Annotated in this window: 21 protein-coding genes; 15 read left to right on the top strand and 6 right to left on the bottom strand. The window is 64.4% G+C overall.

The features are described from left to right. Positions 1-6 precede the first annotated feature (6 nt). Positions 7-3,483: a protein kinase domain-containing protein gene (locus AC1D1G_RS19575; protein ID WP_477953339.1), complete on the bottom strand. Its 3,477-nt coding sequence runs from the start codon at positions 3,481-3,483 to the stop codon at positions 7-9. Between the two features lie 238 nt (positions 3,484-3,721). Here AC1D1G_RS19575 and alr point away from each other — a divergent pair, with 238 nt between their 5' ends. Beyond that, complete coding sequence (gene alr / locus AC1D1G_RS19570) at positions 3,722-4,915, top strand: alanine racemase (RefSeq protein ID WP_167117949.1); 1,194 nt, start codon at positions 3,722-3,724, stop codon at positions 4,913-4,915. A 43-nt stretch (positions 4,916-4,958) separates the two neighbouring features. Here alr and AC1D1G_RS19565 read toward each other — a convergent pair whose 3' ends face one another. The 4 genes from AC1D1G_RS19565 to AC1D1G_RS19550 all read right to left on the bottom strand — a co-directional run bounded on the left by AC1D1G_RS19565 (position 4,959) and on the right by AC1D1G_RS19550 (position 9,424). Continuing rightward, complete coding sequence (locus AC1D1G_RS19565) at positions 4,959-6,323, bottom strand: MFS transporter (RefSeq protein ID WP_477953337.1); 1,365 nt, start codon at positions 6,321-6,323, stop codon at positions 4,959-4,961. Between the two features lie 78 nt (positions 6,324-6,401). Beyond that, positions 6,402-7,145, bottom strand: coding sequence for an SDR family NAD(P)-dependent oxidoreductase (locus AC1D1G_RS19560; protein WP_477953335.1), 744 nt, complete (start codon positions 7,143-7,145; stop codon positions 6,402-6,404). Between the two features lie 59 nt (positions 7,146-7,204). Next, positions 7,205-7,984, bottom strand: a complete 780-nt coding sequence (locus AC1D1G_RS19555) for an alpha/beta fold hydrolase (protein ID WP_477953333.1) — start codon at positions 7,982-7,984, stop codon at positions 7,205-7,207. A gap of 126 nt (positions 7,985-8,110) precedes the next feature. Continuing rightward, on the bottom strand, positions 8,111-9,424 hold the full coding sequence (locus AC1D1G_RS19550) for an MFS transporter (RefSeq protein ID WP_477953332.1): 1,314 nt from the start codon (positions 9,422-9,424) through the stop codon (positions 8,111-8,113). 338 nt (positions 9,425-9,762) lie between these two features. Here AC1D1G_RS19550 and AC1D1G_RS19545 point away from each other — a divergent pair, with 338 nt between their 5' ends. Further along, positions 9,763-10,092, top strand: coding sequence for a helix-turn-helix domain-containing protein (locus AC1D1G_RS19545; RefSeq protein ID WP_477953330.1), 330 nt, complete (start codon positions 9,763-9,765; stop codon positions 10,090-10,092). A 75-nt stretch (positions 10,093-10,167) separates the two neighbouring features. Here the strand turns inward: AC1D1G_RS19545 and AC1D1G_RS19540 are convergent, their stop codons facing one another. Beyond that, the gene (locus AC1D1G_RS19540; protein WP_167117931.1) at positions 10,168-10,899 is read right to left on the bottom strand and encodes a GntR family transcriptional regulator; all 732 of its coding nucleotides are present in this window, start codon (positions 10,897-10,899) and stop codon (positions 10,168-10,170) included. Positions 10,900-11,179: 280 nt separating this feature from the next. Here AC1D1G_RS19540 and AC1D1G_RS19535 point away from each other — a divergent pair, with 280 nt between their 5' ends. The 13 genes from AC1D1G_RS19535 to AC1D1G_RS19475 all read left to right on the top strand — a co-directional run. Continuing rightward, the gene (locus AC1D1G_RS19535) at positions 11,180-12,682 is read left to right on the top strand and encodes an aldehyde dehydrogenase family protein (RefSeq protein WP_167117926.1); all 1,503 of its coding nucleotides are present in this window, start codon (positions 11,180-11,182) and stop codon (positions 12,680-12,682) included. A 27-nt stretch (positions 12,683-12,709) separates the two neighbouring features. Next, the gene (locus AC1D1G_RS19530) at positions 12,710-13,822 is read left to right on the top strand and encodes an NDMA-dependent alcohol dehydrogenase (protein WP_167117923.1); all 1,113 of its coding nucleotides are present in this window, start codon (positions 12,710-12,712) and stop codon (positions 13,820-13,822) included. Between the two features lie 227 nt (positions 13,823-14,049). Next, positions 14,050-15,228, top strand: coding sequence for a thiolase family protein (locus AC1D1G_RS19525; RefSeq protein WP_346842856.1), 1,179 nt, complete (start codon positions 14,050-14,052; stop codon positions 15,226-15,228). Continuing rightward, complete coding sequence (locus AC1D1G_RS19520) at positions 15,225-15,623, top strand: OB-fold domain-containing protein (protein WP_167117917.1); 399 nt, start codon at positions 15,225-15,227, stop codon at positions 15,621-15,623. Before AC1D1G_RS19525 ends, AC1D1G_RS19520 begins: the two co-directional genes overlap by 4 nt. Next, positions 15,620-16,756, top strand: a complete 1,137-nt coding sequence (locus tag AC1D1G_RS19515; RefSeq protein WP_477953327.1) for a CaiB/BaiF CoA transferase family protein — start codon at positions 15,620-15,622, stop codon at positions 16,754-16,756. Before AC1D1G_RS19520 ends, AC1D1G_RS19515 begins: the two co-directional genes overlap by 4 nt. Further along, positions 16,756-17,691 (top strand): SMP-30/gluconolactonase/LRE family protein, encoded by a 936-nt coding sequence (locus AC1D1G_RS19510; RefSeq protein ID WP_167117911.1) that lies wholly within the window; start codon positions 16,756-16,758, stop codon positions 17,689-17,691. Before AC1D1G_RS19515 ends, AC1D1G_RS19510 begins: the two co-directional genes overlap by 1 nt. Next, positions 17,688-19,370 carry an AMP-binding protein gene (locus AC1D1G_RS19505; RefSeq protein WP_167117908.1) on the top strand — a complete coding sequence of 561 codons (1,683 nt, stop codon included), beginning with the start codon at positions 17,688-17,690 and terminating at the stop codon, positions 19,368-19,370. Before AC1D1G_RS19510 ends, AC1D1G_RS19505 begins: the two co-directional genes overlap by 4 nt. Positions 19,371-19,387: 17 nt before the next feature. After that, on the top strand, positions 19,388-19,699 hold the full coding sequence (locus AC1D1G_RS19500) for an acyl-CoA dehydrogenase family protein (protein WP_477953325.1): 312 nt from the start codon (positions 19,388-19,390) through the stop codon (positions 19,697-19,699). A 23-nt stretch (positions 19,700-19,722) separates the two neighbouring features. After that, the gene (locus AC1D1G_RS19495) at positions 19,723-20,115 is read left to right on the top strand and encodes a Zn-ribbon domain-containing OB-fold protein (protein WP_240960784.1); all 393 of its coding nucleotides are present in this window, start codon (positions 19,723-19,725) and stop codon (positions 20,113-20,115) included. Beyond that, complete coding sequence (locus tag AC1D1G_RS19490; protein WP_477953323.1) at positions 20,112-21,257, top strand: thiolase family protein; 1,146 nt, start codon at positions 20,112-20,114, stop codon at positions 21,255-21,257. Before AC1D1G_RS19495 ends, AC1D1G_RS19490 begins: the two co-directional genes overlap by 4 nt. Then, positions 21,254-21,751 (top strand): hypothetical protein, encoded by a 498-nt coding sequence (locus AC1D1G_RS19485; protein WP_477953321.1) that lies wholly within the window; start codon positions 21,254-21,256, stop codon positions 21,749-21,751. The genes AC1D1G_RS19490 and AC1D1G_RS19485 overlap by 4 nt, the downstream gene beginning before the upstream one ends. Continuing rightward, positions 21,748-22,542, top strand: coding sequence for an SDR family oxidoreductase (locus AC1D1G_RS19480; RefSeq protein WP_477953319.1), 795 nt, complete (start codon positions 21,748-21,750; stop codon positions 22,540-22,542). The genes AC1D1G_RS19485 and AC1D1G_RS19480 overlap by 4 nt, the downstream gene beginning before the upstream one ends. A gap of 127 nt (positions 22,543-22,669) precedes the next feature. After that, positions 22,670-22,824, top strand: a 155-nt coding sequence (locus AC1D1G_RS19475) for an SDR family NAD(P)-dependent oxidoreductase (RefSeq protein WP_477951582.1), incomplete at its 3' end; no start/stop codon positions are given.

Raw genomic sequence — 22,824 nt, 5'->3', positions numbered from 1 at the left:
GGGGTCTCACGTCAGGCCGGCATCAGCCGCGAGCGCCGCCAACAAGAAGTCGCGGGGCACGTCCGACGAGTGCGGCGGATGAGTTGGTGGATGGTCGGTGTCGACGATGTGTTGGAGGGTGTCCATGACGTGTTCGCCCCCGTCGGCGAGGAACCGCACCAACCCGGCCTGCGAGCAGCGGGCTATCACCTCGGTGAGCACCTTTCCGGCCTCTTCTCTGCGGCCGGATGCGGCGAGGCAGCCGGCCAGCAGTCGGCGGGCCCGCAGCGCGGCCCGGTGGCGTTCGCTGTCCGCGAGGCGCTCTACCCACTCTCTGGCCCACTGGCATGCGAGGTCGGTATTCGCCGGGGATCCGGTTCGCACCAATCCCCGGATTGCCGCCTCCTCCCGGTACTGCGCGATCGCCTCGTCGAGACCGGACACTTGCTCGGCGCGTTCGGCATAGGTGAGGTCCTCAGGTTGTGCATCTGAGGACGGCAGGACGAGATCCAGGCGCGCCGCTTCGTTGACGATGGCGCTGTGGAGCCTCGGCAGCTGCATCTGCATGGAGAATCGTGCGCCCTCGTCCAGCCGTTGAACCGCCGCCGAACGGTCACCGCGAATCGCTTTGATTCGGGCTCCGACGACGTACCGGGTGATCTTCAAGTCGACGGCCCCCGCCTGTGGCCCGAGGTCGAATCCGTCGTCGAGCAGTCGCTCGGCCTCGACGATCTGACCCTTCTCGTACAGAACTTCACCGAGCAGGCCCCCGGCCAGCCGAGCTGTGTACGACCGACGTCCATCCATTTGCTGAGCGATCTTCATCGCGGTTCGGAAACTCGATTCCGCCAAGCTCACGTCGAGTTGCTCGAAGGCGGCTATACCCACCCAACAGTGTCCGTGCACCGAGTTGTACGGCCCGTTGTTCCGCTGGTGATACGTTGCGGCCCATTGCTGAAGGGCATAGGCGGCGCGATAGTCCGCTTGGCAGATTGCGGCGAACGTCGCGACGTTCGCCGCGACGGATACGACCCACGGCCTGAGGTCATCGGGTCGATCGAGACACGGACGCACCAAGTCGTCGATGCGAGAGGCGCGGTCGGCGCGCAATTCCACGACTGCTCTGACCACCGACGCTTCGGCGGCCAGCGCGGGGGTGTCCGGGTCGCTGCGGTGGGTGAGCGCGGTATCGACGCGGTCGAGTGCCTGCAGAGCCGGGTCGGGGTTGTAGAGCAGGATGTTCGACCAGGCGGCGGCGAGCTGCAGCCGCGGATTCGATACCGCGCTGTCGATCGGCAGCTTGTCGACGAGTCCACGCAACGTCGACATCTGCGAATGCTCGAGCAGATACGTCCCGTCGCGTTCGATCAGTTCCACCGCACCGGTCGTATCGCCGGCACGCAGTGCGTGATCGACCGCTTCGCTGAGGAAGTGGTGCTCGGCGAACCAGGTGGAGGCGGAGCGATGCAACTGCGTCGATCGTCCGGGAAAGTCGGTGTCGAGGCGGCCGCGTAGGAATTCGGCGAACATGTGGTGGTAGCGGAACCAGTGTCCTTCGTCGTCGACTCGGCGCAGGAACAGGTCGCGTTCTTCGATCAGCTCGAGCATCGCCTGTCCGCGTCGCACGTCGGTCAGGGTGGAGGCGAGGTCGGCGCAGATGCGGTCGGGAATGGCGGTGGCCAGCAGAAATGCGCGTGTGTCCGTGTCGATGGAGTCGAGGACGTTCTCGGCGAGGAAATCTCCGATCGCTTGGTGGCGGCCCGAGAGGTGTTCGATGAAACCGGCGGGGTCCGCGGACGAGCGCAGAGATAGCGACGCCAGCTGGATGGCGGCGGCCCACCCGTCGGTCGACCTCGCCAGGTTGGCGATGTCACTTGTCGCCAGGTCCACTCCCGATGTTTCAGTGAGGAAGGTGCGTGTTTCTTCTTCGTCGAATCGCAGTGCTGCCGAATCGATCTCGACCAGTTCGTCGAGAACGCGCATTCGGCTCATCGGCAGTCCTGTTTTGCTGCGACTGGTCACGATGACCTGGATGTGGTGGCACCCGTTGTCCAGTAGGTACGTCAGCGTCGCCACACTCGAGGGATCCGAGACCCGATGCCAGTCGTCGACGACGAGGGCCAGGTGTTGGTCCTGATCGTGCAGTGTGTTGATCAGCGTTGTCAGCACGTGCGGGCATGCGTGGTCACCGTGTGCTTCGAAGGTGTCCCGCAAGTCGGTCGCCACGGCCGGCAATGCGGTGGTGACGGCTTCGATGAGATGTGCGAGGAACCACAGCGGATTGTTGTCGTCTCGGTCGACGGTCAACCATGCGGTGGCGATGCCCTCGTCGGCGAGCTGACGGAGCCACTGTGCCGCCGTGGTGCTTTTTCCGTAGCCGGTGGGTGCGTGAATCACGGCCAGGCGCCGCCGTCGATCGGTGTGGAGAGCCTGCATCAGGCGGGCACGGGGGACCAGGGTGCGGCTCGGTGGTGGTGGTCGGAATCTGGTGGCGGGCGTGGGAGGTGCCGAGTACCGACCGGAGGGTGTCGGCGTCCGCGAGTGCGGTGACGGGGATTGGAAACCGGACGTTGATGAATGGTGTTCCGGGTCGGCGCTCAATTCTGGCGCGATCCCCTCGGGTGCGCTGCTCTCGGAGTTGTGGTGGACGTGGCGTAACTGGTCCGCAAATTCGGCTGCCGCGCGGGGACGGTTGCCGCGATCGCGGTCCATGGCATGCTCGATCGCAGTGCAGAGTTCCTCGGGGATGTCTCCCCGCCAGTCACCTAGCAAGGGACCGGTCGGATTTGTGATGCGCCGGAACTGAGCGATCAGAGGCTCACCGCTGCGCCGTTCGAAGGCCGCGTGTCCGGTGAGCGCGCTGAACAGGGTCGCTCCGAGGCTGTAGATGTCGCCGGCTGGGCTGGGGGGATGCCCGAGCAGCACGTCGGGGTCGGTGTAGGCGGGTGATCCGGTCACGACACCGGCCGTGGTCTCGAATCCGCCGGTGATGCGGGCGATGCCGAAATCTGTCAGCTGCGGCTCTCCGAAGGTGTCGATCAAGATGTTCGCGGGTTTGATGTCTCGGTGCAGGATGGATTGCTGGTGGGCGGCCTCGAGCGCGTCGGCCACCTTGATCCCGAGGTGCAGGACACGGATCCAGGAAATCGGACCCGACTCGATCAGTGCCTGGAGGGAGCCCGGCTCGTGGTAGTGCATGACGATGTACGGTTGGCCGGCGCCCGTCGTTCCGACGCGATAAATCGTGACTATGTTGGGGTGCCCGGACAGGCGTCCCATTGCTTTTTGCTCACGGAGAAAGCGGGCCACGCCTTCCGAGTCGTGATAGGTGGTGAGCACCTTGACCGCGACGACGCGATCGAGAGTCCGCTCTTCGCAGCGGTACACCATCCCGAAGCCGCCCCGTCCGATCTCGGTGGCGCACTCGAATCCCTCCGCCGCCAGCTCCGTGGCGATGTCTGGAGTCTGGTCGCGCTGTGTTGCCCCCGGATCGGTCTCGGCCATCTATCCCCTCGGACCGGCATCTGGTGCCTTGAATCGGCTCATCACCCACCTCGCCTACTGAATCGAGGATAATCTGGCAGTCGACCGAACTGGGCTTAACGTGGTCAAATTACATGCCCGATGACCGAGGTTGTGGCCGAGTAAGGTGTCAGGCAGAATTCGCAGCCTCGTCCGAGGCACTCCGTCCTCCCCACCCCTGTATGGGTGGGTGCTTGCCATTGAATCGAGGGCCAGAACCGTGTCAGCCTTCCACTCGGAGACCGATGTCGCTCCCGGCGCCGGATCTCTGGAGGGCCGTCGACCGGTGATCGAGGCCTGTGTGAACCTGGACGCCACCTCCCGGAACACGAGGGCCCTGGCCGCTCGGGCCGGGACGGCGTCGTTGATGGCGGTAGTCGAGGCCAACGCGTACGGCCACGGTGCGGTGCCGGTCGCGGTCACCGCCTTGGCGGCTGGGGCGCGGGAACTGGGGGTTCGGACGATCGATGAAGGGTGCGCACTTCGCCGGGCCGGTATCGGCGCCCCGATCCTGGCGTTCGCGCCGGTACGTGGGTACGGGGAGGACTGCCTCGACGCGGGAATACGAACCGGCGTCGCCGTAACGGTTGAATCCGCCGATCAGGTGGCGGCCGTGAGGGCGGCGGCACGGTGCGGGACAACTGCGACGGTCCAGGTGGCCGTCGACTGCGGACGTGCACCCCAGCGTGTCCCGCACTGGGCAGATCTGATCCGGTCGCTACGCGCCGCTCAATCGGAGGGGACGGTGCACGTTCGCGGCATCTACTCGTCGACCGGCGACGACACCAATGCCGACTCTGTGGTGGATCGAGACCGCGACCATTTTCTCGAGTACTTACGGTTCGCACGCGCAGCCGGGGTGACCTTCGAATCCGCCCATCTCGCCGGCGCGCAGGCGCTGCGTCGCAGTGACTTACGCTTCGACCTGGTCCGCGCCGATCTCGGTCTGTACGGTGTCGCGCCAACCGGTTCTGCCCTCGAAGCGGAACTCGTTCCGGCCCTGACGTTGTCGGCGGAGGTGGCGCTGGTGAAGAAGATCGCGGCGGGCGACGGGGTCTCGTACGGATTCCGGTGGGTGGCAGAGAGGGACTGTTCGATCGCATTGCTGCCTGTGGGGTACGCGGACGGGATTCCGCGTGCGCTGGGTGGCCGTATGTCGGTGCTGCTGGGCGGCAGGTGGCGCCCTCAGGTCGGGCGGGTGTGCATGGATCAGATACTGGTCTACCTCGGGACCGACACCGATGTGGTGGAAGGAGATCGCGCCGTGTTGTTCGGGGGAACCGCTGGCAGCACCGCGGGTGCGCAGCGGTGGGCTCACGCGCTCGGGACGACGCCCGCCGAGATTCTCGGCGGACTGCGTGGTCGGATCGAGTGGCGTTATGTCGGTGGCGCGCCGGGTACCCCCGGCGCATAGCTCCGCGGATGCGGTGTCCGCGGAGCTATGCGCATCTACGGAACTATTCGTGGGTGCCGGTCAGTTGTCGTGACGCACCGAGTCGGGGTTCCCGGTCGGTATCGGCCGGTCGCTGGTCGGCATCGTCGATCGCGCATGGTCTCCTGCTGAGCGCGATCGTCGAGACGGCCCCAGCCACGCTCCAGAGTGCGAGCCAGGTACAGATCAGCCAGGTGGAGTGTGTCCAGCTGTAGAACAGCGTCGCCATGAACGGGGCGGTGCCACCGATGACACTAACTGACAGCGCCTGACTCAACGCGACGCCGCTGAACCGGACATCGACACTGAATCGCTCCGCAAGGAACGCCGGCTGCGGGGCTTGCAGTGCCGAATGCACCACCGCCAGCATGAAGGTGATACCCAAGAACGCGGCCCACCCCGACCCGGTATCCATCAGCGCGAACAGCACGAAACCTCCGAACAGAGCGGTGAAGCACCCGGCGAGAATGACGATGCGGCGGGAGAACCGGTCACTCAGATGACCGGATACCGGCAGGCTGATCAAGTAGACGATTGATGCGGCGAGCAGCGCATTGAGCATCGAGGTGCGGCTGATGTCCAAGATCGTGGTGCCGTAGGAGACGGCGTAGGTGGACACCAGATAGAACAGGATGCCTCCAGGCGCGATGACGCCCGCGGCCAGAGCGACTTCCCGCCATTGATTGCGCAGTAGTGAACGCACCGGGGTGCTTTGCTGGGCCGAGGCGGTCTGCAGTTCGGTGAAGTCCGGAGTTTCCTCGACGCCGAGGCGAATGAACATCGAGATGGCGAAAAGGACGGCGCTGAGCAGGAACGGGATCCGCCAACCCCAGGTCTCGAAGGCGTCGCCGGAAATGTGGTCACTGACGGTGATGGCGATGGTCGACAGCAGGAGTCCGCCGGGTACCCCCATCTGAACGGTGCTTCCGTACAGCCCGCGCCGGTGCGGGGGTGAATGCTCGACGAGCATCAGAGCAGCTCCACCCCACTCTCCGCCCATCGCGATGCCTTGCACGAATCGGAGGGTGACCAGCAGGAGCGGAGCGAACCAGCCGACTTGCTCGAATGTCGGAAGTACGCCGATCAGAACCGTCGCGGTGCCCATCATCAACAGCGAAAACACGAGCGTCTTGCGCCGACCGACCTTGTCCCCCATTCCGCCGAAGAGAACACTGCCCAACGGCCTGGCCAGGAATCCGACCGCGAAAGTCGCGAAGGAGGCGAGGGTCCCTGCTAGCGGGCTGTATGACGGGAAGAACAAGGGCCCGAACACGAGGGCTGCGGCGGTGCCGTACAGGAAGAAGTCGTAGTACTCGAGGGCAGTGCCGGCGAATCCTGCTGCGGTAACCCGCAGCATCTTTGTGGTGGAGCGTTTTTCAGTCCCGCTCATGATGAGTTCCTCCAGGAAAATGGCTCGAGGGAGTAGTCGTGGTGACGTGTTGGCACGGGGGCTGGGAGTGGGGGACGTTCATGCGGAGAGTCCGCCGTCGATCACGAGTTCGGCGCCGGTGACGAAGCCGCTCGACGGGGAGACAAGGTAGGCCACGGATGCAGCGATTTCGTCGGTCTGGCCGAGGCGCCCGAGTGGTGTCGCGCTGACCACGGCCCCTCGTTGTGAGTCGGGAACAACGTCCAGCATGCTGGTATCGATGAATCCTGGATGAACCGAGTTGACCCGGATGCCGAACTGTCCGAGATCCACTGCGGCAGCTTTGGTCATACCTCGAACCGCCCATTTGGTTGTGGTGTAGGAGATTTGGTTGGGGTAGGCGCGGTGGGAGGCGATGGAGGAGATGTTGACGATACTGCCGTGGCGGGCTGCCTTCATCAGCCCCGCGACGGCGTTCATGCCGAGAAAGACTCCGAGTTGGTTGACCCGGTAATGGGAGTTGAAGTTCTCCGGACTGGTGTTCTCGATGTCGCCTTCCGGTTTGTAGATACCCGCATTGTTGACCAGTGCCGTCACCTTGCCGTGCCGGTCGACGGTGCTGTCGATGACGTCCTGCCAGGATTGTTCGTCGGTGACGTCATGTGGGATGTAGTGACATCGTGGACCCAGTTCGTCGGCAAGTCGACGGCCGCTCTCGGCGCAGCCGCCGGCGATGGTGACCGCACTGCCGTGCTCGCTCAGTGTCCGGACGATGGCGGCGCCGATGCCGCGGCTGCCGCCGGAGATGATCGTGACGTCGTTGTCGAGGGTGGTGGGTTTCATTCGGTGTCCATGTTCAGGGTCGTCGGTGGCGTGGGGTGGGCGAGGCTGTGCGGTCGGGCCTACCAACGCGGAAGGGCGTCAAGGAAGCTGGCCAGCGCCGTTGATACGGCGTCGGGGTTTTCCTCAGTCACCAGGTGGCCCGCGCCTGGGATTCGGGCGAAAGCTGATCCCGGTATCCGGGCATGCATCCGTTCGGCAGCTGCAATGTCGATGCCGTTGTCCTGCTCACCGTGCACGATGAGGGTCGGGATCTCTATCTCGGACAGGCGGGAGAGGCGGTCGCTCTTGCTGATCCACGAGTTGTATTCGCCCCACACCGACCGCGATGGTCTAGCTCGCCACTTGCGCACCCACGAATCGATCAAGTCAGGACGGTTCGCGACGGCCTGCGGGCCGAGAATGATAGGAATGAAAGTTTCTGCGAAGGTCGCGGGGATGGGGTCTTCGCTCTTCATGGGCAGGAACACTTCGGCGAACTGAGCCTTCTCCTCGCTGGTGTAGGCGTCTGCCATCGTGTCCATCAGGACCAGCCCGGCCAGCCGTTCTGGGTACTTCAAGGCCAACTCGATCGCCATGAACCCGCCCACCGACATTCCCACCAGCACGAATCGGTCGACTCCTGCTCGCGCGGCCACCTCCAGGCAATCGGAGACCAGCGAGTCGAGGTCGTACGCGGTGGCGTATTCCGATGTTCCGGCCCTGCTGGTATAGGCGATGGTTCGGTAGCGATCGGCCAGAGCAGCGGTTTGCGCGGCGTACATGGTCCGATCCAGGAGCGTGCCGTGGCTGAAAAGCACTGCTGGGCCGGGTCCGTGATCTTCGACGTCGAAAACGTTCATCGGTTCTTTCCTTCGGGCCAGGGCATCGTGTCGCTCGGCCAGGGGCCGGTGGGGTAGCACAAGGGGATTTTGTTCGATGGCGGGGTCGCAATGCTCCGGTTGGTCCCGGTTGTGCAGCAACGCATGTCAGTGCACCAGGTCTTCGAGGTTGGAGTTGAGCGCCTTCGGCTGCGGGACCAGCCACAGGCCGACCAACGCGATCAGCGGCAGCACGGCACCGAAGACGATGACCAGCACATTCCAGCTGTAGCGGGTCAGCAGCGGGGCGACGACGAGCGCGAGAGTTCCGTAGCTGGCCCACAGCATGCCCGAACCCCAGGCTCCGCCCGTGCCACGGATACGCGTGGGGAAGGCTTCCTGGAGAAAATTCGAGGATCCGCCCCAGAGGCCGATGGTGATCAAGACGTACACGATGAACCAGGGCACGATCGTCGACGGTGTCGCCAGGTACACCATGAAGATGGCGCATACAGATCCGAGCACTCCAACGGCCGTGAGGGTGTAGTGGGCACCTTTGCCCCGTGTGAGGAAACTGGCGGCGAGGATGGTGACGATACCGAGCCAGTTCGCCCAGCTGATCGCACGGTTGGCCTCGAGGAACGAAATGTCCTTCGCCTGCATGAAGCTCAGTCCGAAGTAGGACATGATGGCGTATTGGGGCACGATGAAGAGGAAGAACACGGTGACGCCGATGGTGCGGCGACGCATATCGGCTGCCCACAGCTGAGCGAGCACACTCTTCTCCGTCATAGCGACGTCGATGTGGAACCTGCTCGCCCCAGTTCGACGGGCATGCTGGAGATCCTGGAAGTGCGGTGTTTCCTTGATGACGAAGGAGACGGCGATACCGAAGACCAAGGGGAGTGTGCCGACGATCCAGAACACCGCCCGCCATCCCATGCCGGCGGCGATGTGTTCGGAGAAGAACGCCGACGATCCGAATCCGATGGCCCACCCCACTGGCACAGTCCCGGTCATCCATCCGCGATGCTTCGCGGGTACCGATTCCGCAATGAGTACGGTGGCTAGCCCCCACGAGACATAACCGATGGTTGCGATCGACCGCATGACACCGAATGATGCTGTGTTCCAGGCGAAGCCAGTCAGAATCGTGAACGCCGAGCAAATCGCGATAGCCGCTATGAATAGAGGCTTACGGCCGAACCGGTCGGTCATGGGGCCGATGAGGAACATAGCGATGACACCGCAGGTGAAGAATCCGGCTGCATAGATGTATCCGACAGCGCTGTCGGAGAATCCCAGACTTTGTTGGACGAGGGGGTAACTGGTGGGGAAGATTGCGGCGTCGGCCGCGATGGTCGCGTAACCGAGCACGCCGAGCACCATGACGGCCCAGTGATAGGGCCTCAGCGGCCCCTCCGAGGCAGGAGTGGCTGGCGGTCTCTCGCGCAAACCATCGTCAACGGCTATTTCTGTCATCGGATCTCCTGGTGACGTCGAGGGGCGATCGAGGAGGAGGGGAACACGCTGTGGCGCGCGCCACAAAGTGTGCGTATTTTTGTATCACTTATCAAGTCTTACGGCCAACGACTCGTCCCTTCGTCCTTGAAAGGACGGTTGAACTGGCGATGTTCGACAAGGCTGCCGGACGTTTACCCCCGCACCCGCTGGAAGCGCACGGATAGTTGATACAATCTGAGCTTCGTGAAGCGGCAGTGCCTAGAAAGGAGGTATAGGTGTCGACATCCTGTCCCGACTGCTATTCGCGGAACGAGACAGTTCCTGGTGCCGTGAGGTGTTCCGCTGTCCACCGCGCAGTGACGGCACTGCGATCGGACGAGCTGGACGACCAGGCCGCCCGTCGTGTGGCTCTCGACATCCTCAGTCAGCTCGTCGCGGTTCCAAAAGACATCCATGGCACCGGCGGTTCGGCATCCTGGCCATCATTGAGCGGCCGAGAGCGCGACGTGCTCGGGTGCCTGGTCGCGGGCTCGTCCAACCGCGAGATCGGACAGCAGCTCTACATCGCCGAGAGCACCGTGCGCTTTCACGTCAGCAGTATCCTGCGCAAGCTGGGCGTGCGCACACAGGCAGAAGTCATTGCACTGGTGTTGCGCCAGCCGCGAATCGCATGCCCCACTCGCTGACACTCGCCCCGCCGTACCCGGCCACCTGCCGGCCAGGCCGTGAACGACGTAGAACTGACAAGTTTGTGCCTGCCACTAGGCGTCGTCGGCGAGGATCCCATCGCGCTTGAGCTTGGCGATCACGTACTCCCCCTCGAACTGGACATGTTCGCGCGATGCGGCATCCGCCGCTGCCGCGTCTCCACTCCTCAAGGCGTCCAAAATCTTCTGGTGCCCCCGATTGGCTTCCGGGCTCGCCCCCGGGGGTGCCTCGTACACGGCCCGTGGCAGGTTCTTGGCCAGCTGCCGCAGCACCGACAACAGGCGCCGACTGCCACCGGTCTGGTTGATGAGAGCGTGGAACTCCCAGTTCAGGTTGTGTAATAGATCAGGATCATCGCTCGCCTGCATGCCCTCGTGCAGCTCCTGCAGCCGGGCAAGCGTTGGTTGCGTGATCCGCGACGCAGCGCGCCGCGATGCGAGCCCCTGCACCATTCCGTAGATCCGGTAGTGATCGTCGATGTCCTCGCGCAGGATGGGAACGACGAAAGAACCACGATGAGGTTCGGAGTCGATCAACCCCTCGGCCTCGAGAGTGATGAGCGCTTCCCGAACCGGCAGGCGACTGACCCCGAGGTCTTTGGCGATTTGGTCCTGTGGCACTCGCTGCCCCCGGATCAGAGACCCGTCGAAGATCATGTTCTTGATGTAGTCGACGACCTGACCACTCATGTTCCGCCGCGAGACATGAGGACGAGCATCCTCACTCCTGCCACCGTTCCGTGCACGACGATTCGACAATTCGACCTCAGCGTCGGACGTGGTCATATCGACTCCTAATTTGATCAATCATCAACAATCGCTAGTGTAACGCGGTCGACAGGAGGGCGGGCACATCGCCCTCGGCAACACACCACACCCGCGCTTTTCCCCGCCGAGACACCTTCAGCATCGATCTGACCTGCTGGTTTTCGAAACCATCCGTCGTCAGCCCGTCGAGTTCTGCGTATCGCGTTTCCACACCGTCCAGGTCGGACTCGACTTCATGGGCGTCCTGACGTAATGTGCGTCACACCTGATGTATCACATATCCATTTTGAGAGGCACGATGACAACCACCGCATCGACTGATCACCTGCTCTCCTCGGCTGTCGTCAAGCGTTTGGACGCGGCGCCGCACGTCTTCATCGACGGCGAACGGCGCGCAGCGCGCAGCGGCGAGGAGCTTCCCATCTTCGACCCGGCAACCGGGCGCCAGATTGCGGTTGCGGCCTCGGGAGGGGTGGACGACGTCGCCGACGCGGTCGAGGCGGCCCGGCGCGCGTTCGCCGAGTCCGCTCCCTGGCGGCAGATGAGCCCACTCGACCGCGGACGCATCCTCCACCGGATCGGCGATCTGATCTACCAGCACGCCGACGACTTCGCTCAGCTCGAGGTCCTTGATGCAGGAAAGGTTCTCGGCGCAGCACGAAACATCGATGTCGAGTTCGCCGCCCGAGCATTTCACTACTACGCCGGTTGGCCCACCAAGATTGTCGGTTCGACCGTCCCGGTATCTCATCCCAACATTTACATACGCACCGAACGTGAGCCGGTCGGGGTGGTGGGCGCGATCACCGCGTGGAACTTCCCGCTTCTGCTGTGCGGATGGAAGATCGGTCCCGCCCTCGCGTCCGGGTGCACGATTGTCCTCAAGCCTTCCGAGGAAACGCCCCTGTCGGCGCTGTGGCTGGCGGAGCTGGCCACCGAGGCCGGACTTCCCGCCGGCGTGCTCAACGTCGTCCCCGGCACTGGCGGAACCGCTGGGCAAGCACTGGTCACCCATCCCGGGGTCGACAAGCTCACCTTCACCGGCTCGACGAAGGTCGGCAAGCACATCGCCCGCCAAGCCGCGGACGACGTCAAACGGGTGACGCTCGAACTGGGCGGCAAGTCCGCCAACATCATCCTTCCCGACGCCGATGTGCAGGAGGCGGTGACCGGTTCGGCGGGTGGCATCTTCTGGCACTCCGGCCAAACTTGCAGCGCCCCATCGCGATTGTTTGTGCACAATGACATWCACGACGAGGTCATCGAGCGACTCACCGCGATCGCCGGCCAGTTGAGGATCGGGCCCGGCATCGAGGAGGGCGTCGACTTCGGGCCCCTGGCCAACAAAGCGCAACTCGAGCGTGTCCGGGGATACGTCCAGCGCGCAAAGGAAGAGGGCGCCACGATCTATCAGGGCGCGCAGATACCCGAGGATCTGACCGGACACTTCCACCCCCCGACGATCATCGCCAATGCGACCGACGACATGGAATGCGCCCGTGAGGAGATCTTCGGTCCGGTCGTCGTCGTTCTCACCTTCGACCACATCGACGAGGTCATCGAGCGCGCGAATGCCAGCGACTACGGCTTGGCCGCGGGCATCTGGACGAAGAATGTGAACACCGTCCAGACGATGACCCGCCGACTGCAGGCCGGGACCGTCTACGTCAACGGGTGGGGGTTGACCGATCCGGCGGCTCCCTTCGGCGGGTTCCACCAGTCCGGCTACGGCCGCGACCTGGGCCCGGACAGCCTCGACGGATACCTGGAAACCAAGTCCGTCTGGACCATGCACAGCTGAATTTCCCTCGAACGATCGGAAAGAACAATGAAGACACGCGCTGCCGTACTGACCGCGCCCCACGCCCCCTTCGAGATCATGGAACTCGACATCGACGATCCCGGCCCCGGGGAGGTCATGCTGCGGATGTCCGCGGCCGGGCTGTGCCATTCGGATCTGCACATGATGGACGGAGATCTGTCGGTGCGCTATCCGATGGTGGGCGGCCACGAAGCGGCGGGCATCGTCGAGAAGGTTGGCCCCGGAGTGAAGAAGGTCGCGGTCGGTGACCACGTGGTCTGCAGCTTCACCCCGAGTTGCGGCATCTGCCGGTACTGCTCGACCGGACGCCAGAATCTCTGCGACGCAGGGTCCACGATTCTCGAAGGCAGCATGCCGGACGGCACTTTCCGTCTCCACAAGGACGGCACCGACTACAGCGCTTTCTGCATGCTCGGGGCATTCTCCGAATTCGCGACTGTGTCCGAATACTCGGTCGTGAAGGTCGACGACTGGCTTCCGCTCGACTCCGCGGTACTCGTCGGGTGCGGTGTCCCGACCGGATGGGGAACCGCGGTCAACGCCGGCAACGTTCGCCCCGGGGACACCACCGTCATCTATGGGATCGGCGGATTGGGTATCAACGCGGTGCAGGGTGCGGTGCACGCCGGTGCGAAGTACATCGTGTGCGTCGATCCCGTCGAGTTCAAGCGAGAGACGGCACTCAAATTCGGTGCGACCCACGTCTTCTCCAATGCCGAAGATGCGCACGCGAAGGTCACCGAACTGACCTGGGGTCAGGGTGCCGACCAGGCCCTCGTGCTCATCGGAACCATGGACGAGGAAACCATCACCGCGGCATTCAACGTGATCGGGAAGGGCTCGACGGTCGTGGTCACGGGTGTGTCCAACGCCGCCAACCTCACCGTCCACGTGTCGGGCCAGGAAATGGTGTTCATGGAGAAGACCATCAAGGGCACCCTGTTCGGATCGTCGAATCCGCAGTACGACATCGTCCGCTTGCTGCGACTCTACGATGCAGGTCGGCTCAAACTCGACGAGCTCATCACCACCCGTTACACGCTCGACGAGATCAACCAGGGATATCAGGACTTGCGAGACGGTAAGAACATCCGCGGAGTCATCGACTTCTCACTCTGACCTCCCCCGGGGTGCTTCGACCCTTCCGGTCTCCTCGCATTATGAGACCGGAGGGGTGCCTGGCGTGCCCGCGCGGCCGGTGGCGCCCGTTCTTCCTCGCATCGAATCCACCGCTGCACAACGTTATCCGACGTTGCTGCCCGATTCTCGTCCCCCCTTGCGGAAACGTCGCCGGGCATGGCACAGTAAATTGTCCGTACGTATCAGTTATCAAATTTGGAGTTGTAGTGCAGCCATACCGGCCCACAGATAAGGCCGTACTTCGCGCGGCCACCGCGGTGGTCGGGGTCGGCACGACCGAATTCGGCAATCTCGCGGGTTCCTCCGCCGACGATTTGGGCTTGACCGCCCTTCAGGCGGCACTCACCGATGCCGGACTGACTCCCGGCGACCTCGACGGCTTGATCGTGAACCGGGTCAGTAGTTACGAAGCAGTGGCCTCACGGATGGGAATCGAACCACGCTGGTCGGCGCAGCTACCGGCGGAGGGACGCATGACCGGCATCGCCATCCAGATGGCGGTACTGGCCATCGCTACCGGGATGGCCTCCACCATCGCGCTGGTGTACGGCAACAACGGGCGCTCCGGTGGGCACACCTATGGAGGCGGCAGCGCGAGCGCCAGCGCGGCCGCCGAGGGATACGGCACCACCCCGGCGCTGACCCTGCCCTACGGAATGACTTCTCCCGGAGCCTTTTACGCAATGATGTTCCAGCGGCACTGTGCGCAGTACGGCACCACCGCCGAACAGCTGGCGCAAGTCGCGATCACCCTCCGAGAGCACGCCTCGCTCAACCCGCAGGCCGTGTTCACAGACCGCATCTCACGCGAGATCTACCTCGAGTCCCGATTCATCGTCGAACCGCTGAAGATCTACGACTACTGCCTGATCAACGACGGCGGGGTGGCCATGATCCTCACCTCCGCGGACCGGGCCCGCGACTGTGCTCAACCGCCCGTTCATGTCCTCGGGCTCGGACAACAAGGGCAGCTACGCAACTCTGACTTCCCCCCGGACGACTTCTGGCGTGAGGCGATCGCCAGCGCCGGGCAGCAGGCCTACGCAATGGCCGACTGCACCCGCGCCGACATCGACGTCCTGATGGCCTACGACAACTTCAGCCCCAACGTGCTCTTCACCCTCGAGGGCCTCGGATTCTGCGCACCCGGCGAGTCCGGAGCATGGATCCAGGACGGCCGAATCGGGCTGCGTGGTGAGCTGCCGATCAACACCTCCGGCGGACACCTGTCGGAAAGCTACATGCAAGGGTGGGGGTTGAACGTCGAGGCGATCCGCCAGTTGAGGAAGACCTGCGGCGATCGCCAGGTGCACGACGCGACGATCGCTCAATACCTGTGCGCCGCTCCCGTGGTGACCTCGGTCGTATACGGAGCACAGGCATGAGCCCCCGCTATTCGTTGACCGCCCATCGCGAGGGGCTGGCCCGCCACGAGCTGCTGATCAGTGCCTGCGCGGCCTGCGGAACCCAGCAGTTCCCTCCGAAAGCGGTCTGCACTCGATGCGGCGACACAGAGACTCCACAGTGGAACGCGGTGACCGGAGAGGGCCACCTATGGTCCTACGCAACCTTCCGCAAGACCTACCGGACCGACTTCCACCTGCCGAGTCCATACGTCGTCGCGGTCATCGAACTCGACGAAGGCGCCAGAATCTACGGCAACCTCGTCGGCGTGCCAATGCCCTCCCTCCGGATCGGGCAGCGCGTCCGCGCCGAATTCATCACCGACGACGGAGAGTCGCACCTGATCTTCGTCGCAGCCGACAAGGAAGGCACATGACCGACACAGCCCCCTCCCCCGGCCCGCTCCGTGGACTGCGCGTCGTCGAGATCGCCGCGCTCGGGTCGGCACCGTTCGCCGCGATGATGCTCGCCGACGCCGGCGCGGAAGTCCTGCGGATCAACCGGCCCGGCCAGACCACCGACGACGCCGGCATCCTCGGCCGGGGACGGACCACGCTGAGCCTTGATCTCAAGGACCCCTGCGAACGCGACCGTGCCCTGGACGCCATCGATCGCGCCGACGTGCTCATCGAAGGATTCCGGCCGGGCGTGATGGAACGACTTGGGCTCGGACCCGATACCTGTCTAGGCCGCAACCCTGCCTTGATCTATGCCCGAATGACCGGCTGGGGGCAGGACGGACCGCTCGCCGATACCGCCGGCCACGACCTCAACTATCTCGCGCTGACCGGTGCCCTTCGGTCCATCGCCCGCCAGGGGGAAGTTCCCGTTCCGCCGCTCAATCTCGTCGGTGATTACGGCGGCGGCGGGATGCTGCTGGTCACGGGAATACTCGCCGCGCTCTACGAGCGGGTGTCGAGCAATGTCGGTCAGGTCGTCGACGCTGCGATGATCGACGGAACCAGCTTGCTGATGAGCGGTATCTGGAACCGCAAGGCCACCGGGAACTGGTCGAGCGAACCCGGCACGAACAGTATCGACAGTGGTGCGCACTTCTACAACGTCTACCGGACCTCGGACGACGCTTTCATGGCCGTGGGCAGTATCGAGCCGCAGTTCTACCAGCGGCTGCTCCTCGGGCTCGGGCTCGCCGACGCCGACCTGCCGGCACAACAGGACCGGGCGCAGTGGCCGGCCATGAAGGATCGGTTCGCGAGTATCTTCCGGACGAAAACCCGCGAAGAATGGACGGTGGTCTTCGCCGAACTCGACGCGTGTGTGTCCCCGGTTCTCACTCTCGACGAAGCGGTGACCGACCCACACATGCAGTTCCGAAACACCCTCATCCGGGGAGAACGCGTCGAACCTGCCCCCGCTCCCCGATACAGCAGAACACCGGGCAATGCCGGCGGACACGGTGAAAACACGGAGCCGGCAACAACGTTGATGACGCGTTGGGCGTCGACCGATTGCACGACACCGGCGACGACCAGAACAGGACAACACTGATGGCTGCACCATCGATCACCACCAGAACAGTCGAGGACGGCCTGACACTCGCAGAGAACATCGGCTTCACCGAGGGCCCCGTGTGGACCACCGACGGCCGACTATTCGTCACGAGCGTCAGCCGCGGCGCGTTGTACGAGGTCTTCCTCGACGGCCAACCGGCCGTTGCGGTCGCCGAAACCGGTGGCGGACCCAACGGCATGACGCTCGGGTGCGACGGTCGACTGTGGATCACCCAGAATGGTGGCGAGGCGATGCCCACCAGGTCACAGCTGCACACCACCCCGTCCATCCAGGTCTGGGATCACCACGCTCCCGCCGCGCCGCGCACCATCCTCAGCGAGAACGTCCATGCTCCCTCGGACTGTGCGTTCGGGCCGGACGGCGCGCTCTGGTTCACCGACCCGAACGGTCACGGCTTCGGCGACGCAGCCCTGCCGGGCCGCGTCTGGCGATACGACCCCGCGGCCGATCACGCAACCGTCATTCTCGACGACGTCTTCTTCCCCAACGGCATCGCGTTCGGAACCTCCCCGGAACACCTGTACGTCGCCGAGACCGCGCGCGACCGGGTGCGCCGCTATGTGGTCACAGCTTCGACCGCGACCGTCGATCATGACTTCCCGGAGATCACCGTCCCAACCCCCGATGGCATCACCGTCGACGCACGCGGCGGGTTGTGGGTGGCGGGGAGCAAATCGGGCACGGTTACCTACTTCGACCCGGCCGCGCAGCTGCGCGAGCAGTTGGCGATCGGTAAAGGAACGATGCCCACCAGTGTCTGCTTCGCCGGCGCCGCGCTCGACCGTCTCATCGTGACGGTCGCCAAAGGCGGGCGCGTACTCGCCTTTGCCGTCGACACACCCGGCTTACCCACCCCGCCTGCAGCTGTCCCCATCGTTTCGTCGCCTGCACAACCCGAGGAACTCCAATGACCGCATCAGCTCCTGCCGCACACACCTGGGGGGCATTGCTGCACGAAATGGCCGACCGCTTCCCCAGACGCGCCGCGCTCTCTTTCGAAGGGACCGACATCACCTTCGCCGACCTCGATCGCGAGGTCAGCAGATGGTCGAAGGCACTGCTCGCCATAGGAATCGGTCGCGGTGACTCGATCGCCATCTTGGCAGGCAATCGGCCCGAGTGGCTATATACCGCGATGGCCGGGGCCCGGATAGGCGCCGCCGTCGTGCCCATCAACACCTGGTACAAGACCGATGAACTCTCGTATGCGCTCGACCACGGCGACGTGAAAGCCCTGCTGTTCTTCGACCGACTGCGCGGTACGGACTATGCCCCCATCGTCGCGGGCGCCGTCGCGGCGGTCACCGACTCACCCGGCCCCGACGGCGTACTCCACGACACGGCATTGCCGACGTTGCGTCAGGTCGTCGAGCTCGGAGACCACCGTCTCCCGGCTGCGGTACCGCTGCACCAGTTCCTCGGGCGCGGAGAACAGATCAGCGACGCCGCACTGACCGATGCCGAAGCCGCTGTCGAACCGGACGACCTCGCGTACCTCATCTACACCAGTGGCAGCACGGCCCGACCCAAGTGTGTCGCTCTCGAACACCACCACGCCATCGTCAATACCTTCAACATCGGCGAACGGCAGGCGCTCGACGAGCACGACCGGTCATTTCTCGCGACACCGCTGTTCTACGGTCTCGGTGTCATTCAGGCCCTCGGCGCGACCTGGACCCACGGCGCGTGCGTGGTCCTCATGGAGGTGTATGAACCCGGCCGAGCCCTCGAACTGCTCGAACGTGAACGCTGCACCGCCTACTACGGACTGGGCAACATGACCCGAAGCCTCGTCGACCATCCCGACCGCGCTCGCCGCCAACTCAGCCTCCGCAAGGGTGTCCTCGGCCTGAGCAAAGCCGACCGCCAACTCGCCCGCACCGAACTCGGACTGACCCTGGGCACCAGCATCTACGGATTGACCGAGTCCTACGGGTTGTGCGCGCTGACCGATGCCCACGACCCCGTCGAACGGGCCGAGGGCACCATCGGCCGACCCCTCCCCGACTGGGACTTCCGCATCGCCGACCCGGAAACCGACGACCCCCTACCGGCCGGTGAAATCGGACAGATCCTGATCCGCGGACACGTCATGCGCGGCTACTACAAGGATCCCGACCGCAACCGCGAGGTCATGACACCCGACGGCTTCTTCCGCACCGGCGACCTCGCATACATGGACGAGCACGGGTACCTGCACTTCCACTCCCGGCTCTCGGAAATGATGAAACCCGGCGGCATCAACGTCAGCCCCCTCGAAGTAGAACTCCTGGTCGGGGAAATCGCCGGCGTCCGGGAAGTGCATGCCGTGGGCATCCCCGACATCGTCCGCGGTGAGGCGATCGTCGTCTTCGTCGACGCCGACCGCGACGACGTCACCCTCGCCCGGATCCAGGACCACGTCCGCAGCAAGGCCGCCAAATACAAAGCCCCGCACCATGCGATCTACGGAACCAGCGCCAGCTTCCCGCGCGTCGCCAGCGGCAAGGTACCCAAGGCCCGCCTACGCGAACTTGCGCTCACCGAACTCGGGCTCGACGCCACCGGGATGCCCACCCGGTCCGTTCCCACTCCGCTCGCCGACCACTGACACAGACGGACTCTCACGTGACCTTCGACATCCCCGAGGAAGAACAACTCCTCATCCAGACTGTCCGCGACTTCATCGACCCGCGATGTGAAGCCCGTGGTCAACGAGATGGAACACCAGAACGAGTACCCCGAGAAATTCATCGAACAGATGAAGGATATCGGCATCTGCGGGTGGCCGTTCCCGAAGAATTCGGGGGCGCCCCGGTCTCGACGCCGTGCTATGTCCAGGTCACCGAGGAACTCTCGCGCGACTTCCGCGACGCCCCCTGGTGGTCGTCGGTGAGGGCACCAACGAAATCCAGAAGAACGTCATTGCAGCGCAGCTAGTTCAGAGAGGCGGAATGTAGCCCATGATTTCCACAGGTTCACCACTGAGAAGCGATGTCGTCAATTTGGAGCCGCAGGGCCTTAAGGGTATTGCCTGCCGGGTGTGTAGCCGACGCTCGTTCCCGGAGCGGCCGCTGTGCCCTCATTGCGGGGCTGACGCCGTCGACAACGTCCTGCTGGCCGGCCGAGGTCGAGTCGTCAGTTGGACCGTCGTTCACCAGGCCCCGCCCCCGTTGCAGACGCCGTACACCCTGGTGACCGTCGATCTCGACGACGGTGTCCGATTGTTGGGCGCGGCGACAGGTGCCGTCGAGATCGACGACGAAGTTGCTGTCGAGTTGTTCACATTGAAGACCGATTCCTCCGGAGAGCCACTGTGGTGGTACCGCTTCCGGGGCACCGAGGAGAACCGATGAGCGAGACCTACATCGCCGGCGCTGGCATGGTGCGATTCGGCAAGTACCCCGTCGACGTCACGTTCGAGAAACTTGCCGTCGGCGCCGCACGCGAAGCGATGTCCGACGCGGGCGTGAGCACCAAGGACATCGAATCCGTCTACGTCGGGCATGTCTTCGGCGGTCCGGTCGCCGGCCAACGCGTCGCGGCGCAAATGGGCCTCGGCGGACTCCCCGTATCCAACCACGAAAACTACTGCGCCAGCGGTGCCACCGCGATCCGAGAAGCCTGGATCGCGATCAAGGCCGGCCTGTACGACATCGTGCTGGTCATCGGCGCGGAGAAGATGACCGACCGCGTGTCCGGTGGGGTCATGCCCGATCCCACGGACCTCGATGCCATCAACGGCTTGGTCATGGCCGCCAATCACGGGATGAGCGCTCGGCGGTACATGTCCGACCACGGTGCCACCCGCGAGCAAATTGCCGCGGTGGCCGTGAAGAATCACGCACACTCGGTGCACAACCCATTCGCTCAATACCAGCGGCCGATCAGTTTGCAGGAAGTTCTCGACGCCCGCACCATCGCCGATCCCCTGGGACTGCTCGATTGCAGTCCCATCAGCGACGGCGCCGCCGCAGTGGTGCTGTGCAGTGCAGCCGGTCTCGCCAAACTCGGGCGATCATCAGCTCCGCGCATCGCCGGCTGCGCCCTCGTCAGCGGCAAGATCGTGACCGCCGACACCAACCTCAACGACGAGGACGTGTCACGCCGCGCCGGCGAACAGGCCTGGGACATCACCGGATACGGGCCGGAAGACATCGACCTGGTAGAGATGCACGACTGCTTCACGATCGCCGAGATCGTCCGCCTGGAAGGCCTCGGCGTCGTCCCCGTCGGCGAGGGCGGTAGGTGGACCGAGAACGGTAACACCTCGATCGGCGGCAAACTCCCCGTCAACGCCAGCGGTGGCCTCCTCAGTCGTGGACACCCGGTGGGTGCCACCGGGGTCGCACAAATCTGCGAGCTCACCTGGCAACTCACCGACCGTGCCGGGCAACGGCAGGTCGACGAAGCGAATATCGGGCTCGCCTATTGCAAGGGAGGCACTGTCAGCGGCACCGACGGTGGCTCTGTCACAGTCCTGCTGGTGACGCGATGACCACCTCGGCGTTCACTACGATCGATCTCGCCGACACCACCCCTCCCGCCGACGCACCCGCCTCCTCGGTCGTGGTGCTCGTCTACCGTGGCGCCGAGGGTGACCCCACGCTCGACACCGCGGACCTCGAGCGGGCGGTGGTAGATCCACTGATGACTGCATTTTCCGCCGTTCAGCATCACTGGACAGCCATCACCGAGGCACGCCATCGCGGCCGGGTGGTCGTCCTCGCCCCGGCGTCGGCGGCATTGGGAGACCCGCTCAGACCGTTGGACTGCGCGGTTACCGGTGCACTGATCAGCTTCGTCCGGTCTGTTGCCATCGAGGTGCAGCGGCACGGCGGTGCCGCGAACGCAGTCTTCTACGACACCGATCCCAACGAACCGGCCGTCACCGAACTGATCGCGACACTCACCGCCGAGCACGCGGCTGCGGTGACCGGTCAGGAAATCTACGCCGCCAACGGCACCGACCTCGGAAGGCTGCACCCATGAACTCAGACGGCCAAAGACTCGCACCACGACCTCGGGTCGCCTTCATCACCGGCGCTGCAGGCGGTATCGGGCGAGGCATCGCCGAACACTTGGCCGAACTCGGATACAGTCTCGGCCTTTCCGACATCTCCGAAACCGGACTGCGGGCAGCCGCGAACGACATCACCGAGACCAGCGGTGGCACTGTTTCTGCCCGCGCCGCGGACCTAGCCGACCGAGAATCCGTGCAGGCCGCGGTCGACGCCACCGTCTCCCGACTCGGCGAGCTCGATGTTCTGGTGAACTGCGCGGGAATCCTCAACGACGCCCGAATCGAGAAGATGGATCCCGCAGTCTTCCGGCAGGTTCTCGATGTCAATCTGATCGGGATGCTGACCACCACTGCCGCCGCATTACCGGCGCTGCGCCACTCGGGAAGTGGCCGGATCATCTCGCTGACCTCGCGCGCATGGCTGGGCAACTTCGGCTCCACCAACTACGCCGCCTCCAAGGGCGGGATCGCCGGCGTGAGTAGAAGCCTGTCGCTGGGTCTTGCAACCGACGGCATCACCGTCAACTGCATCGCGCCCGGGTTCATCGAAACACCGATGTCGAATTCAATGCCCACCGAGATCATCGAGCGAGTGCGCCAATCCATCCCGGTCGGCCGAGTGGGACAGCCCCTCGATGTCGCACGCACCGTTGCGTTCCTCGCCGACGCCGGATCCGGTTACATCACTGGACAGAGCATTCCGGTATGCGGAGGACGAAGCATCAGCGGCTCAATGAGGAAGGCCCCCGCCTCGGCATAGCGATTTTCCTGGGTGTGGCGCACCTAGGCAGACCGCGGCCTGTTCGCCCACCCCGATCACGCCGACGATGGAATCCGTACCCCGAGGAACCACACCTCGAAACACCACCGTCAAGGAGACACACCCCATGAGCCAGGTCCTGACCGGAACCCCCCTCACCGGCCGCATCGCCGTCGTCACCGGCGCCTCCAGCGGAATCGGCGAAGCCACCGCCGAACGACTCGCCCAACTCGGCGCCAAGGTCGCCCTCCTCGCCCGCCGCACCGACCGCATCACCACCAC

Source organism: Rhodococcus sp. P3_B8, assembly GCF_056402775.1.
The sequence above is the reverse complement of the archived record's forward strand: the minus strand, read 5'-3'. Positions and strand labels throughout refer to the sequence as shown.

Coding starts and splice junctions, on each gene's coding strand:
- AC1D1G_RS19510 (WP_167117911.1), top strand. CDS start 16,756: ATGGCTGCACCATCGATCACCACCAGAACAGTCGAGGACGGCCTGACA.
- AC1D1G_RS19480 (WP_477953319.1), top strand. CDS start 21,748: ATGAACTCAGACGGCCAAAGACTCGCACCACGACCTCGGGTCGCCTTC.
- AC1D1G_RS19540 (WP_167117931.1), bottom strand. CDS start 10,899: ATGACCACGTCCGACGCTGAGGTCGAATTGTCGAATCGTCGTGCACGG.
- AC1D1G_RS19515 (WP_477953327.1), top strand. CDS start 15,620: ATGACCGACACAGCCCCCTCCCCCGGCCCGCTCCGTGGACTGCGCGTC.
- AC1D1G_RS19530 (WP_167117923.1), top strand. CDS start 12,710: ATGAAGACACGCGCTGCCGTACTGACCGCGCCCCACGCCCCCTTCGAG.
- AC1D1G_RS19560 (WP_477953335.1), bottom strand. CDS start 7,145: ATGAAACCCACCACCCTCGACAACGACGTCACGATCATCTCCGGCGGC.
- AC1D1G_RS19555 (WP_477953333.1), bottom strand. CDS start 7,984: ATGAACGTTTTCGACGTCGAAGATCACGGACCCGGCCCAGCAGTGCTT.
- AC1D1G_RS19490 (WP_477953323.1), top strand. CDS start 20,112: ATGAGCGAGACCTACATCGCCGGCGCTGGCATGGTGCGATTCGGCAAG.
- AC1D1G_RS19575 (WP_477953339.1), bottom strand. CDS start 3,483: ATGGCCGAGACCGATCCGGGGGCAACACAGCGCGACCAGACTCCAGAC.
- AC1D1G_RS19550 (WP_477953332.1), bottom strand. CDS start 9,424: ATGACAGAAATAGCCGTTGACGATGGTTTGCGCGAGAGACCGCCAGCC.
- AC1D1G_RS19485 (WP_477953321.1), top strand. CDS start 21,254: ATGACCACCTCGGCGTTCACTACGATCGATCTCGCCGACACCACCCCT.
- AC1D1G_RS19565 (WP_477953337.1), bottom strand. CDS start 6,323: ATGAGCGGGACTGAAAAACGCTCCACCACAAAGATGCTGCGGGTTACC.
- AC1D1G_RS19520 (WP_167117917.1), top strand. CDS start 15,225: ATGAGCCCCCGCTATTCGTTGACCGCCCATCGCGAGGGGCTGGCCCGC.
- AC1D1G_RS19505 (WP_167117908.1), top strand. CDS start 17,688: ATGACCGCATCAGCTCCTGCCGCACACACCTGGGGGGCATTGCTGCAC.
- AC1D1G_RS19495 (WP_240960784.1), top strand. CDS start 19,723: ATGATTTCCACAGGTTCACCACTGAGAAGCGATGTCGTCAATTTGGAG.